Genomic DNA, 12,635 nt, shown 5'->3' on the forward strand with positions numbered 1-12,635 from the left:
TCCACTCAGGATCGGGGGGAACGGTCGCCGAGCAGCCAGTCGATCGACACGCGTCCGGGGCCCCACGCCGCGATGCCCATCGCCATCGCCGCCCAGGTCAGGTGCACGGGCCAGCCGTCCGGCACCGTCAGTTCGATGACGCAAGTCATCAGCAACACGCCGATGGCGGCGAAGCGTGTTCCCAGGCCCAGCACCAGCAACACCGGGAATGTGACTTCACCGCAGCCGGACAGGAAGGCAAAGACGGCGGGCGCGGGGAACGGATACGGTCCGCCGGGCAGATGTAGTTGGAACTCATCCGTGAACAGCGTGATTGCCGTGTCGTTCAGTTGCAGGAAGCCTTGCCATTTCAGAATGCCGGATTTCCAGAACGGTACGGCCAGCGCAATGCGCAGCAGCAGCTGCACGAACCACGGCTGGCTTATCCGTTCGACCGCGCGCCGGGCCGCCGCGGCTAGCCTGGCGGGACCGCGCGAAGCGGGTTGTCGTCTGTCTGGTACGGCTGACATGATGGTCGGTCTCCGTGAAGAATGCGGGTGAATACGCCGGCTTCGATCATCCCGGCCAGGTTGGCGTGCAGGTCGAAGCCGGCGGCCTGGTTGAATGCGTCCGCGGCCGCCACGGCCAGCGGAGCGCCTTCCAGCAGGCGGATCAGGAAGATCGCCCCGCCCGGCGGCAGGCGCGACACGATGACGTCATGCGCGGGGCGTGTCAGCAGCGCGTCCTCCGCCTCGCTCGAGCACAGCGGCGTCACCGGGCCTTCTGTCCGGTTCATGCTGAATATCGAAACGGCGGGGTAGATGGATCGCACCACCGCGGTGGCGGGGTGCGGCACGAAGCGCACATCCGGCAGGTTTTCCGGGGGGACGGCCGCGAGCGCTTCGGCGGCGAGCGCATCGGCATCGGCGGCATGATAGGCATCCAGCCAGGCGCGTTCGATGCGCGCGGTGTCGGCGAGCCAGGGCATATCCCGCGCGTACTCGTAGGTCTCGATAAAAGCCGGGAAGTCCCTTCCGTACTCGAACAGCAGCGGCGATGCGGGCGGCGTGGCACGGATATGGAAGCGGGCCATCGCGCGAAAGAACTCCACGCCCGTGATGCGCTGGACGGCCGGATAGACGGCGGCCAGGGCGTCGATCAGGCTGACGATGACGTTGTTGCGATAGACGTTGTAGCGCTTGACCACGCCCTTGCCATGCGTGGCGATGACATCCCCCGGCGCCGCGCGGCCGGGGTCCATCAGGCCCGGCGCGAAACAGGCCGCATGGTCGCGCGCCTCGTCGTGTGCGGGATCGGACTCAGGCCGCATGACCGGTCTCCCCGGCCGGCGTGCCCTGGTACGCGGACATGATCCGGTAGGCCGTCCGCGCCTGGGCCCGCAGCACGGGCCAGTCGGGCAGGTTGCTGTCCCATTCGACCAGCGTCGGCCTGGCGCCGATGTGCTCGAGGACACGCTCGTACAGATTCCAGACGGCATCGGCAACGGCACGATCGTGGCTGTCTATCAGCAGCGGCTCGTCTTCATCGTCGCGCTGTTCGTCATGACCGGCCAAGTGGATCTCGCCGACGTGTTCGAGCGGAAATTCGTCCAGATACGCGGTGGCCGGATAGCCGTGATTGGTCGCCGATACGAAGACGTTGTTGACGTCGAGCAGCAGTCCGCAGCCGGTGCGGCGAGCCACCGCGCGGATGAACTCCGTTTCGCTCATCGTCGACGAGGCGAAGGCGATGTAGGTCGATGGATTCTCCAGCAGCAACGGGCGCCGGATGGCCTCCTGGACCTGATCGATGTGCGCGCACACGCGTGCCAGCGTATCCGCGGTGTAGGGCAAGGGCAGGAGGTCGTTGTAGAACGTTCCGCCATGGGTAGACCAGGCGAGGTGTTCCGATACCAGAACCGGTTCGTATCGCAGCACCAGATCGCGGAAACGCGCCAGGTGTTGCGCGTTCAGTGCTTCCGGTCCGCCGATCGACATGCAAACGCCATGCAGGGATAGCGGATAGTCCCGCCGAATGGCGGCCAGGACCCGATGCGGCGGGCCGCCCGCGCCCATATAGTTTTCGGCATGGATCTCGAAGAACGAACCTTCCGGGTCGTCCGCCAGGATGGCGGGGAGGTGTTCATGCTTGAGACTGGTGCCAGCGAGCAGCGGCTCGGCTGGCATGGCGCGATGGGGACAGCCAGGCGCGCGCGGTGCCGCGGATCCGGTCCAGGCGTTCATGACCATCCCCTTCCCGTCGTTCGCCGATCAGGACTTGATCGGGGTGAGCGAGCCGTGGCCGCCGCCCGGAACCTGAATGCTGGTGCAAGTGCCGCCTTGCACGAACTTCCAGGAGTTGCCCTGGAAGTCCTTGGTGGACGTGCCTTGGCAGGTGGTGCCGGGGCCGGCGGCGCAATCGTTTTGGCCTTTCAGGGCAACCCCGTAGCACTTTTCCTTGTGCGCGGCCAGGGCGGCGTTGGCTTCCGCCTTGGTCAGGGGGGCGGCATGGGCGACGGACGCGAAAATGCTGGCGACGGCACTGGCCAGCAGGGCGGAAGTCACGGTGGTTTTTGCGGACATGGGTCTCTCCTGTAAGTGGCTTGGAAGGTATCCGTGACGGATACACAAGCTAATTCGGAGGAGCCGCGCCGCGGGTTACAGGGGACGAGAAATTTATTTTTCGATCCGGATCAGGCGCACCGTGCAAAACAGGTATCCAACCCGATGCCGTACGTCCTGGAGAACTCCTGTGCCGGGACGGGCGGGCTGAACAGATACCCCTGGCCTTCGGCGCAATCGGTGGCCAGCGCATCGCGCTGCGCATGGGTTTCCACCCCTTCGGCGATGGCCTCGACCTTGAAGGCCCGTGCCATGTCCAGTACCGCGCGTACCACGGACGCGTCGCGCTCGGATTCGAGCATGCCCTGGACGAAGGTGCGGTCGATCTTCAGACGGTTCAAGGGATAACGCTTGAGCACGGCTAGCGATGCGTAGCCGGTGCCGAAATCGTCGAAGGCAATGGACACCCCCAACTCGTGCAGCCGGCGCAGCATGCGCAGGACGACTTCATCGTGATCGAGTGCGATGTTCTCGGTGATCTCAAGTTCCAGCGCAGTCGGCGGCAATCCATGCCGCTCCAGGGCTTGCATGACGTCCGCGGCGAGGTCGCCGACATGGAACTGCGCCCTGAACAGGTTGATACCCATGCGGAATTCGCGCGCGCCGGTGTGGCGCCACATCGCGGCCTGCGCGCAGGCTTCGTCCAGCACCCACGCCCCCACGGACGCCGCCAGCGGGCCGTCTTCCAGCGCGGGCAGGAAAGCCGCCGGAGACAGCAGGCCGCGCCGTGGGTGACGCCAGCGGATCAGCGCTTCCGCGCCGACCAGCGCGCCGTCGGACAGCCGCACCTGCGGCTGGTAGAAGAGCACGAATTCCCCATCCGCCACGGCCCGGTGCAGTTCCATGCAGTGCAACCGCCGCGACGTGGCTTCCATCCGCAGCGCCGGCATGAAGGCAAAGGCGTGACCTCTGCCGACCGATTTCGCGCGCGCCAGCGCCAGGTCCGCATCGGCGATCAGCTGCAGCGCTTCCTGTCCCAGAACCGGCGCGACCGCCACGCCGCAGCTTGCCGCGATGTGTACGTCCTGCCCGTCGGTAACGAACGGCGTGGACAAGGCGGCGACGGCCCGCCGCGCGACGTCCATTGCGGGACCGAGCGCGTCGATGCCTGGCAGCAGCGCAGCGAACTCGTCGCCGCCTATGCGGGCCACCGTGGCTTCCGGCCCCGCCAGGGGCAGCAGGCGGCGGCCTACTTCATGCAGCAGACGGTCGCCGACCGAATGGCCGAGCGTGTCGTTGACGTCCTTGAAGTTGTCCAGATCCAGCATCAGGACCGCGGCTGGCTGCGGTTGGGCGAGCGTGGCTTCCACCTGCCGGTAGAAATGATTGCGATTGGCCAGGCCGGTCAGGGGATCGGTACGTGCGAGATGCCGCGCCGCCGCTTCCTCATGGTACCGGGCCGTTACGTCCTGCAGATGGGCATGGAAAGTCATGCATCCGCTTTCGCGCCAGCTGAACAGCGACAGGCCCAGCATGAATCCGCTGCCGTCGCGGCGCCGTCCGTGCAGCGCGGCCGGCATCGCCACGTCCTCTACCGTACCGGCCGCGACGGCGCGCCGCACCAGGTCCTGGAAGTCGACAACGCTATCCCCGGCCAGCAGGGTGTCGAAACTGCGGCCGGCACCCGTGTCTATGTCATAGCCGAGAAGCGCGGCCGCGGCGCTGTTCCATGCGACGACGTCGCGCCGTTGATCGAACCAGACGACCGCGGTGGGCGAATCCTTCGCATAGTCGTCGAAGGGGCGGCGGGCGGATTCGGTGGACACCTCGATGCGGCGAAGCTCCAGCCTGTCCGCGGCGACCTGCGCCAGTTCGCGCAGGCGCTGGCGGTCCTCCGGAGAGAAGTCATGGTGCGGCTTGTCGTCGATGATGCAAAGCGCGCCCAGAGCCAGCCCGTCCGGCGAGCGCAAGGGTACGCCGGCATAAAAGCGCAGTCCTGTCTTGCCGGTCACCAGCGGGTTGTCGTGAAAGCGTTCGTCCAGCGTGGCGTCCGCGACGACCATGACGCCGGCTTCGTTGATGGCATGGGCGCAAAAGGAGGCGTCGCGTGTCTTGTCGACGTCGTCGGGAATGCCGGTCTGAGCGGCCAGGAATACGTGATCGCTGCCGATGATATTGACCGCCGCCACGGGCATGTCGAACATGCGGGCGGCGATTCGCACGACGGGGTCAAGGCTGGGCAGCGGACGGTCGCTACCCAGGCCGTATTGGGATAATGCCTTGAGTCTCGCGGTCTCTGTCGCAGGTATCTCGGGGCACTTCATCGAACCCTCCATTGGCGCTTTGCCAAGCTTCGATGGAAACGGTACCGCCAGGCGGGTTGCCGCCCAGCACAGTATGGTCGACTTATAACATCAAGTAACAGTATTGTGTAGCACATGGTAATAGTTCCGGGCCGGTTTATCGTGCCCGGCCCCCCGTGGTGCAATGGGGCGCCGCTCCGCGGCGCGCCTGCCTTCGGTCATGGACATGCCCCGCTCGCCCCGGGCGCCCGCGCCAGCTCAGCGTGCGTTCAGCTCGACATGAGACCCTATGGGGGGTATCAACGGCAGCTCTCTCATGGCCACTCAGCAAACTCCTGCTTCTTCCCCCTTGCCGCCCCTGCAGGGTGGCCAACTCGTCCTGGCTACCGTCGCGGTCGCGCTCGCGACGTTCATGAACGTGCTCGATACGTCGATCGCCAATGTGGCCATTCCCACGATATCCGGCAATCTGGGCGTGTCCGTTGACGAGGGCACCTGGGTCATTACGGTATTCGCCGCGTCGAATGCGGTTTCCATTCCGTTGACGGGCTGGCTGACGCAACGGGTGGGGCAGATCCGGCTGTTCGTCGGTGCGATCGCGCTGTTCACCCTGGCCTCTTGGTTGTGCGGTATCGCCCCCAGCCTGCCGGTGCTGTTGTTCGCGCGGGTGGTGCAGGGCGCCGTCGCCGGGCCGCTGATCCCGATGTCGCAGTCCATCCTGCTGGGCTCCTATCCCAAGGAGAAAAGCTCCATGGCCCTTGCCTTATGGGCCATGACCGCGACCGTGGGGCCGATTGCGGGACCCTCGCTGGGCGGTTGGATCACCGACAGCTACAGCTGGTCCTGGATTTTCTATATCAATATCCCTGTCGGGATATTCGCCGCCTTGGTGACCTGGGCCATATACCGTCGCCGCGAAACACCGACGCGCAAGCTGCCCATCGACCTGGTCGGCCTGGTGCTGCTGGTGACCTGGGTGGCCGCGCTGCAGATCATGCTGGACAAGGGCCGCGACCTGGACTGGTTCAATTCGTCGGTGATCGTCGGACTGGCGGTCATCGCGTTTGTCAGTTTCACGTTTTTCATGATCTGGGAGCTGACCGAGGAACATCCCATCGTCGACCTGCGCCTGTTCGCGCAACGCAATTTCAGCGGCGGCACGATTGCGATTTCCATTTCCTACGGCGTGTTCTTCGGCAACCTGGTGCTGCTGCCCCAGTGGATGCAGGAATACCTGAACTACCGGTCCATCGATGCCGGCCTGGCCATCGCCCCGCTGGGCATCTTCGCGCTGCTGCTGTCACCGCTGGTGGGAAAGCTGTTGCCGAAATCGGATGCCCGCATCATCGCCACGATCGCATTCATCTGCTTTGCCGTGGTGTTCTATATGCGTTCGAACTATGTCACGCAAATCGATACGTGGCATCTGGTATGGCCGACGCTGTTGCAAGGCATCCCGATGGCGCTGTTCTTCGTGCCGCTGACGGCGATCATCCTGTCGGGCCAGCCCCCGCAGCGGATACCGGCCGCGGCGGGCCTGTCGAACTTCGTGCGGGTATTCTGCGGCGCGGTGGGCACGTCCATCGCCGGAACGGTATGGAACAACCGCACCATCCTGCATCATGAGCGGCTGACCGAAGTCGCCACCGCCACCAATCCGCTGTTCAGCCAGCAGATCGAATCGATGCGGTCCCTGCTGCATCTGAATACCGGCGCGGCGGATGCCCTGTTCGATACTGTCCTGAATGCACAGGCGGCGATGATGGGGCTGAACGACATTTTTTACGTCTCGGCCGCCATCTTCCTGCTGATCATCCCCCTGATCTGGATCACCCGTCCTGCCAAGGGGGGAGGTGGCGCCGACGCGTCGGCCGCCCATTGAGCATCACGCCGCCCGGTTGTCCGGTCAGATCCAGGCAACCGCCTTGCCGATCTGCTCGCGCGCTTCGATGCGCGCATGGCCATGGGGAATTTGGTCGAACGCATAGCGGTCGGCGATTTCGATGACCAGGCTGCGGTCCAGGATGGCGCCGAAGATGTCATCGGCGCGCCGCTGCACGGTGGCCGCGTCGGCCATATGGTCAGCCAGCCTGGGGCGCGTCAGGAACAGCGATCCCGCTTCACCCAGCTCGTAGGGATCCAGGTCGGTGATCGACCCGGATACGTTGCCGTAGTTGACGATCAGGCCGCGTGGGCGGGTGGCTCGCATGCTGTCGCGCAGCGTGGCCTTGCCCAGCGAATCGAATACCACGTCCACGCCCCGCCCGCCGCGCAGCGCGCGCACCCGGTCGGCGAAACCGCCGTCCGCGTAGGGAAGGGCGGCGTCGGCCCCGCGTCGCAGGGCGACGGAACGCTTGTCGTCGGTGCTGGCGGTGGCGTAGACGGATGCGCCGATACGCTTGGCCATCTGGATCAGGATCTGGCCGATGCTGCCCGACGCCGCATGGACCAGGCAGCTGTCGCCCGGCCGGAGGCGCGCGACGTCGTGGACCAGGTAATGCGCGGTGCACCCCTGGAACATCGCCGCTGCCGCGGTATCGAAGCCGATCGCGTCCGGAATGGCGGCGGCCAGCCGGGCGGGAATGGCGGCGTATTCCGCGAAGCTTCCCCAGGCGATGCACCAGGCCACCCGCTGGCCGACCGCGGGCCGCGTCACGCCGGGACCGGTCGCCACGACGATGCCTGCGCCTTCCATTCCCAGGGTGCAGGGAATGCGGACGGGATAGGTGCGCGATTCGGCGTACTTGCCCTGGCGCGTATGAATGTCCATGAAGTTGACGCCGGCGCACACGACCTTGACCAGGACTTCGCCCGGCCCGGCGACCGGGACAGGCGCGTCGTCGCGCAGGCGGACCACTTCCGGTCCGCCGTAGGCGTCGATGGTGATGGCGCGCATGGAAGTCGCGGAGGGTGATGTCATCGCGTGGCTCGGTTCGGGTTCATAGCAGCGCGGCCAGCGCGTCGGCGGACGCGAGGGTGTCCAGCCGGTGGACCAGGTGGGCGATGCGTCGCGCGGTATCGTCGGCGACGCGCCCTGCCACGCTGGAGAAAAACTTGGCTTCCACTTCGTGGCGGGCGACCGGGTTTTCCGGGCTGCCGCGGCGGTTCCAGACGTCGTGGGACAGGCGGGCTCCCGAACGCGTCACGATGCGCATCGTCGCGGCATGGCGGAAGGCGGCGCCTCGGCTTTCGATGCGTTCGTCTTCGAAGGGGTGGATGCGCCGCATGAAGTCCAATACCGTGGGGTCGCCGATATGATCGTCGTCATAGTCGTCGACCGTCAAGCGCCCGTGCAGAGCGAGAACGGAAAGCCCATAGAACAGATTCATTTGCGCGGCGGTGACGCTGACAGGGCGATAGGGCCATGCGACATGCACATAGGTCATGTGGCCGCAACCGACCTCGATGCGCTCGATGTCGTCCGGACCCAGGCCATGGGTCGACCTGAGGTGGTCGAATGCGTCGAGCGCGGCATGCATGCTGGTGACGTTGGGGTACATCTTGAAGCCGACCTCGCCGGCTTCCCACTGCGTGCCCAAGCCCTCTGTCAGTCGTTCCATGCGGGGGGCGCGCGCATAGCTGCTGAGAAAGCCGCCGTAATCGGCCTCCAGGACGTTCTCGATGCCGGTGAAGCCGCGACGGGCCAGGTAGGCGGCATAGACGCCGCTCTGGGCCGCGCGACCGGCATGCAGGCGCTTGACCATGGCGCCTTCCTGCGCCGCCATCAATCCCGATCCCATCGAGCCGGCAATGCCAAGCGCGTGCGTCATCGCATTGGCGTCGAGCCCCAGCATGCGCCCCGCCGTCGCCGCCGCGACGAAGGTGCCGGTGACGCCTTGAGGATGGAAGCCGTTCAGGAACAGGGCCGTGGTGGCGGCATTGCCGGCGCGTGTGCCGACTTCGTAGCCCGCCACGATGGCGGTCAGCACGTCGCGGCCGGTGGCGTCCGGCAGGGTTTGCGCCAGGGCCAGGGCCACGGGCACCGCCAGCGAATTGGGGTGCAGGATCGATTCCTTGTGGATATCGTCCATTTCGAAGGCGTGCCCGGCCGTGGCGTTGACCAGGACGGCCTGCGACACCGACGTCATGGCTTTGTCCGCGCCGCCGTGGCCCCACAGCGAGGCCGCGGGGTTGCCGCCTTCGGCCAGCACCATCTCGGCGATGCGGCGTGTCCAGGGCAGGGAGGCACCGTGCAGGCACACGCCGATGCCGTCCAGGACGTGCAGGCGGATCTGTTCGACCAGGGGTGGCGGGATGTCCTCGAACCGCAGCCCGGCCGCGAAGGCCGCGAGCTGCCGCGTGGGCGGGCTGGCGGCGTCGTGCGCCAACGAAGGCGCAACGGTGGGGGATGTGGAAGTGTGCATCGGGTTCTGCATGGTTCACTCAGGTTTAATGCCCGCGGCGGCCACGGCCTGGTGCCAGCGGGCGGTTTCGGTTGCGATGAAGCTGCCCAGGTCGGCGGTGCGCACCGGCAAAAGGTCGTGCGCGGCGGCGGCCAGCGAGGACGCTACCGGTTGGGAAGTTCCGGCCTGGGCGAAGGCGTCGCCGAGCTTTTTCACGACCGGTGCCGGGGTGCCGCGGGGAGCCAGTACGGCGTTCCAGGCATATACCTGGAAGCCGGGCACGCCTTGTTCGGCGACGGTAGGCACATCCGGCAGACCAGGGTCCCGATCCAGCGTGGACACCGCGATGGCCCGCATTTTGCCGGCCTTGACCAGCGGCAAGAGCGATCCGCCCGAATCGAACAGGGTCTGTACTTCGCCGCCGATCAGTCCATTGAGCGCGGCGGGCGAGCCCTTGTAGGGGATGTGGCGGGCATCCAGCCCCGTGGCGGACTTGAGCATTTCCATCGCCAGGTGCGAGGTGATGCCGATGCCGCCGGAGCCGTAGCTCAGCTGGCCCGGGTGCGCCTTCGCATAGGCGAGCAGGTCCGATAGCGTGCGCACCGGCAGGTCGTTGTTCACCACCAGGAACAGCCGGCCGCGGGCGATCGGCGCCACGGGAACGAAGTCCTTGGTCGTGTCGTAGCTTAGCCGCGCATAGAGCGACGGGTTGATGACCATCTGGCCGGAGGTGCCGAACAGCAGGGTATGGCCGTCCGGTTCCGCGGCCTTGACGAACTGTGCTGCCACGATGCCGTTCGCGCCTGCCTTGTTGTCGACGATGATCGGCGTTCCCAGCGTGCCTTGCAGGACGGCCGCATAGGCGCGCGCGATGACGTCGGTGGTCTGTCCCGGCGGAAAGCCGACGACGAAGCGGATGGGCCGCGAAGGCCAGCTTTCGGCAGCGGTGGCGGTGCGCGCCAGCAGCGCATGCGCGGGCAGCGCCAACGCGGCCGCGGCCGTTTGCAGGAATGTTCGCCGCGGCACGCCTGCGTGCCTCGGCGCGGGCGCGCAGGCTGTCGTATCGGTCTGCTGTTTTTTCATTCGATGTCTCCTCACTGGACCGGATGGCAGTCTAGACACCGATTTTTTGCCTGTCTAATATATTGTCAGACCATTCCCAATACAAAAATTGTATGGAGCTGCGCCCATGGACTTGCGCCACCTTCGCTACTTCGTCGTCACCGCGGAGGAACTGCACTTCACCCGGGCGGCGCAGCGTATCGGCATCGCGCAACCGCCGCTGACCTATCAGATAAAAATGCTGGAGCGCGAACTGGGGGTGCGCCTGTTCGACCGGCAGCCGGGCAATGTGCGCTTGACCGAAGCGGGCAGCGTGCTGCTGGAAGACGCGCGCGAGATCCTGGACCGCGTCGGCAAGGCCGCTACGCGCTGCAAGCAAAGCGCGCAAGGACTGGTGGGCCGCATTGGCGTCGGTTTCACGGAATCGGCGTCCTTCTGTACGGAAGTCACGACGGCGCTGCATCGCTATCGGGACCGTTATCCGCGCGTGGAGATGACGCTGGAAGAAAACCGGTCGGTGCAGTTGATGCAGTCATTGCGGCAAGGCCGCATCGATATCGCCTTCGTGCGCCTGCCGATCGGCATGGACGACGCGGTGCATTTTCGGCTGATCTCTACGGAGCCCATGGTGGCCGCGCTGCCGCGCAAGCATCGGCTTGCGCGCCGCAAGGCGCTGGGCCTGGAGGAATTGAAGGACGAGCCTTTCCTGCTTTATCCGCGCGCCACGCGTTTCGGCTTGTCGGACATGATCGTCACCGCGTGCGAAGCGCTGGGTTTCAGCCCGAGGATCGTCCAGCACGCGCCGCAGATTTCTTCCACCATCAACCTGGTCGCCAGTTCGCTGGGAGTGACCATCGTGCCCACGTGCATGCGCCACGCCCGTATCGACGATGTGCGCTATGTGCCGCTGAAGGATACCGATTTGCGCGCCACGCTGGGCATCGCTTACCGGTCCGGCCCGCTGGCGCCTGCGGTGGCCAATCTGCTGGCGATGGTAACCACCCGCCCGTACAGCGAGGCCGACCGCGAAACGGCGCCTAAACCACGGGAGAAGCGCCGCCGTCCACGTTGATGGCGGTGCCGGTGATATAGGATGCCCAGTCCGATGCCAGGAAGCATGCCGCGGATGCGAATTCGTCTGCGCGGCCCACGCGCCCGAGCGGAATGCCGGCGGCCATTTCCCGCAGGACGGTGTCGACCGGCACACCCCGCGCGTCGGCGCGGCGCACCCATTGATCGCTTTCGATCCTGCCGACCAGCAGGGCGTTGACCAGGATATTGTCGGGCGCGCCTTCGGCCGATAACGCCTTGGTCAGCGCCATGCCGGCCGCGCGCGATACGGACGTCGGCACCGATCTGGCGCCCGGCGCTTTTGCGCCGATGTTCAGGACGTTCACGATCCGGCCCCACTGGCGCGCCTTCATCTGCGGCCAGACCAGCCGGGCCAGGCGGATCGCGGCGAAAAGCTTCAGGTTCAGGTCTTCCTGCCAATCCTGGTCCGTGACGTCGTTGAAGGGGCGCGCGGCGGAGGTGCCGGCGTTGTTGACGACGATGTCGAGATGGCCGAAGGCGGCCATCGCATCGTCGTACAAGCCCTGCACGCCATCGGCCGTGGAGACGTCGCAGGCGTGGGCGTGGACTTTGCCGGGCCCGCGCTGGGCCAGCATTTCGCGGGCGGCCTGCAGCGGGGCCGCGGTGCGGGCGGCGATGACGACGTTTGCGCCGCATTGCACAAAGCGATCGGCAATGGCGTGGCCGAGTCCTTTGCTGGCGCCGGTGACGATGGCGGTACGTCCTGCCAGACTGATTTCCATGGGTCTTCCGTGGTCCGATTGAATGGGTTGGCGGCAAGAAGCCAGTTTATGGCAAAGCGGTATTCTCGATGCGGCGCCGCATGCCCGGGGTTGGCACGCCATGATTTTTTGTCATGCGCTCCGTGCGTTTATTTGGCTTGCGAAGCCGCGTCCGCATACCGGAAGCATGCGGCTCGCAAGACCACAATAACGATCAGGAGACAGAGCACATGGATACGCACGCTCCCGCGGGAGGGTACCGGCGGGCGCGTTGCCGGCCACGGCGCGCGTCGAATCGAAGGGACATTTCGTCGAGTTGCTGCGTCCGCCGCATCGCAAGCGCCTGATCGTGATGTCGCTCTTCAATCTGCTGGCCGTGATCGGCTTCTACGGGTTCAGCGCCTGGGTGCCCACGTTGCTGATCGCCAAGGGCGTCGATATCACGAAGAGCCTGCAGTACGCCTTCATCATCGCCATCGCCAACCCGTTCGGGCCGCTGCTGGGCCTGCTGGTCGCCGACCGGATGGAACCGAAGTGGCAAATCGTGTGCGCGGGCATCGGTATCGGCGGCTTTATGGTGCTGTTCGCCATGCA

At 66.0% G+C, this 12,635-nt stretch carries 11 protein-coding genes and 1 pseudogene; 3 read left to right on the forward strand and 9 right to left on the reverse strand.

Translation table 11 applies throughout. The annotated features are described in order from the left end of the window. Positions 1–5: 5 nt before the first annotated feature. From ACO1P8_RS18830 to ACO1P8_RS18850, 5 genes are all read right to left on the reverse strand, one after another. Positions 6–509 (reverse strand): DoxX family protein, encoded by a 504-nt coding sequence (locus ACO1P8_RS18830; protein ID WP_486297418.1) that lies wholly within the window; start codon positions 507–509, stop codon positions 6–8. After that, on the reverse strand, positions 455–1,309 hold the full coding sequence (locus ACO1P8_RS18835) for an HvfC/BufC family peptide modification chaperone (protein WP_486297419.1): 855 nt from the start codon (positions 1,307–1,309) through the stop codon (positions 455–457). Before ACO1P8_RS18835 ends, ACO1P8_RS18830 begins: the two co-directional genes overlap by 55 nt. Continuing rightward, complete coding sequence (bufB, locus tag ACO1P8_RS18840) at positions 1,299–2,222, reverse strand: MNIO family bufferin maturase (protein WP_486297420.1); 924 nt, start codon at positions 2,220–2,222, stop codon at positions 1,299–1,301. The genes ACO1P8_RS18835 and bufB overlap by 11 nt, the downstream gene beginning before the upstream one ends. A 27-nt stretch (positions 2,223–2,249) precedes the next feature. After that, complete coding sequence (locus ACO1P8_RS18845) at positions 2,250–2,561, reverse strand: BufA1 family periplasmic bufferin-type metallophore (RefSeq protein WP_486297421.1); 312 nt, start codon at positions 2,559–2,561, stop codon at positions 2,250–2,252. A 110-nt stretch (positions 2,562–2,671) separates the two neighbouring features. Then, positions 2,672–4,762 carry a putative bifunctional diguanylate cyclase/phosphodiesterase gene (locus ACO1P8_RS18850; protein ID WP_486297422.1) on the reverse strand — a complete coding sequence of 697 codons (2,091 nt, stop codon included), beginning with the start codon at positions 4,760–4,762 and terminating at the stop codon, positions 2,672–2,674. Positions 4,763–5,159: 397 nt separating this feature from the next. Here ACO1P8_RS18850 and ACO1P8_RS18855 point away from each other — a divergent pair, with 397 nt between their 5' ends. Then, positions 5,160–6,725 (forward strand): DHA2 family efflux MFS transporter permease subunit, encoded by a 1,566-nt coding sequence (locus ACO1P8_RS18855; RefSeq protein ID WP_486297423.1) that lies wholly within the window; start codon positions 5,160–5,162, stop codon positions 6,723–6,725. A gap of 24 nt (positions 6,726–6,749) precedes the next feature. On the opposite strand, the gene ACO1P8_RS18860 is transcribed toward ACO1P8_RS18855, so the two are convergent. The 3 genes from ACO1P8_RS18860 to ACO1P8_RS18870 are packed head-to-tail and all read right to left on the reverse strand — an operon-like array spanning position 6,750 to position 10,269. Continuing rightward, the gene (locus ACO1P8_RS18860) at positions 6,750–7,739 is read right to left on the reverse strand and encodes a quinone oxidoreductase family protein (protein ID WP_486297429.1); all 990 of its coding nucleotides are present in this window, start codon (positions 7,737–7,739) and stop codon (positions 6,750–6,752) included. 43 nt (positions 7,740–7,782) lie between these two features. After that, positions 7,783–9,207 carry an MmgE/PrpD family protein gene (locus ACO1P8_RS18865; RefSeq protein WP_486297424.1) on the reverse strand — a complete coding sequence of 475 codons (1,425 nt, stop codon included), beginning with the start codon at positions 9,205–9,207 and terminating at the stop codon, positions 7,783–7,785. Between the two features lie 15 nt (positions 9,208–9,222). Then, positions 9,223–10,269, reverse strand: coding sequence for a Bug family tripartite tricarboxylate transporter substrate binding protein (locus ACO1P8_RS18870; protein WP_486297425.1), 1,047 nt, complete (start codon positions 10,267–10,269; stop codon positions 9,223–9,225). Positions 10,270–10,375: 106 nt separating this feature from the next. Between ACO1P8_RS18870 and ACO1P8_RS18875 the strand changes: the two genes are divergently transcribed. Further along, entirely contained in the window at positions 10,376–11,320 is a 945-nt protein-coding gene (locus ACO1P8_RS18875; protein ID WP_486297426.1) for a LysR family transcriptional regulator, read from the forward strand. On the opposite strand, the gene ACO1P8_RS18880 is transcribed toward ACO1P8_RS18875, so the two are convergent. Then, positions 11,286–12,062 (reverse strand): SDR family oxidoreductase, encoded by a 777-nt coding sequence (locus ACO1P8_RS18880; RefSeq protein ID WP_486297427.1) that lies wholly within the window; start codon positions 12,060–12,062, stop codon positions 11,286–11,288. The two genes, ACO1P8_RS18875 and ACO1P8_RS18880, sit on opposite strands and share 35 nt — an antisense overlap. Positions 12,063–12,312: 250 nt before the next feature. Here ACO1P8_RS18880 and ACO1P8_RS18885 point away from each other — a divergent pair. After that, positions 12,313–12,635: pseudogene (locus ACO1P8_RS18885) on the forward strand (MFS transporter); the annotation flags it as partial.

It is taken from the genome of Bordetella sp. (assembly GCF_057362025.1).

Excerpts from the sequence above, each read along its gene's own strand:
- ACO1P8_RS18830 (WP_486297418.1), bottom strand. The coding sequence starts at position 509 with ATGTCAGCCGTACCAGACAGACGACAACCCGCTTCGCGCGGTCCCGCC.
- ACO1P8_RS18835 (WP_486297419.1), bottom strand. The coding sequence starts at position 1,309 with ATGCGGCCTGAGTCCGATCCCGCACACGACGAGGCGCGCGACCATGCG.
- bufB (WP_486297420.1), bottom strand. The coding sequence starts at position 2,222 with ATGAACGCCTGGACCGGATCCGCGGCACCGCGCGCGCCTGGCTGTCCC.
- ACO1P8_RS18845 (WP_486297421.1), bottom strand. The coding sequence starts at position 2,561 with ATGTCCGCAAAAACCACCGTGACTTCCGCCCTGCTGGCCAGTGCCGTC.
- ACO1P8_RS18855 (WP_486297423.1), top strand. The coding sequence starts at position 5,160 with ATGGCCACTCAGCAAACTCCTGCTTCTTCCCCCTTGCCGCCCCTGCAG.
- ACO1P8_RS18860 (WP_486297429.1), bottom strand. The coding sequence starts at position 7,739 with ATGCGCGCCATCACCATCGACGCCTACGGCGGACCGGAAGTGGTCCGC.
- ACO1P8_RS18865 (WP_486297424.1), bottom strand. The coding sequence starts at position 9,207 with ATGCACACTTCCACATCCCCCACCGTTGCGCCTTCGTTGGCGCACGAC.
- ACO1P8_RS18870 (WP_486297425.1), bottom strand. The coding sequence starts at position 10,269 with ATGAAAAAACAGCAGACCGATACGACAGCCTGCGCGCCCGCGCCGAGG.
- ACO1P8_RS18875 (WP_486297426.1), top strand. The coding sequence starts at position 10,376 with ATGGACTTGCGCCACCTTCGCTACTTCGTCGTCACCGCGGAGGAACTG.
- ACO1P8_RS18880 (WP_486297427.1), bottom strand. The coding sequence starts at position 12,062 with ATGGAAATCAGTCTGGCAGGACGTACCGCCATCGTCACCGGCGCCAGC.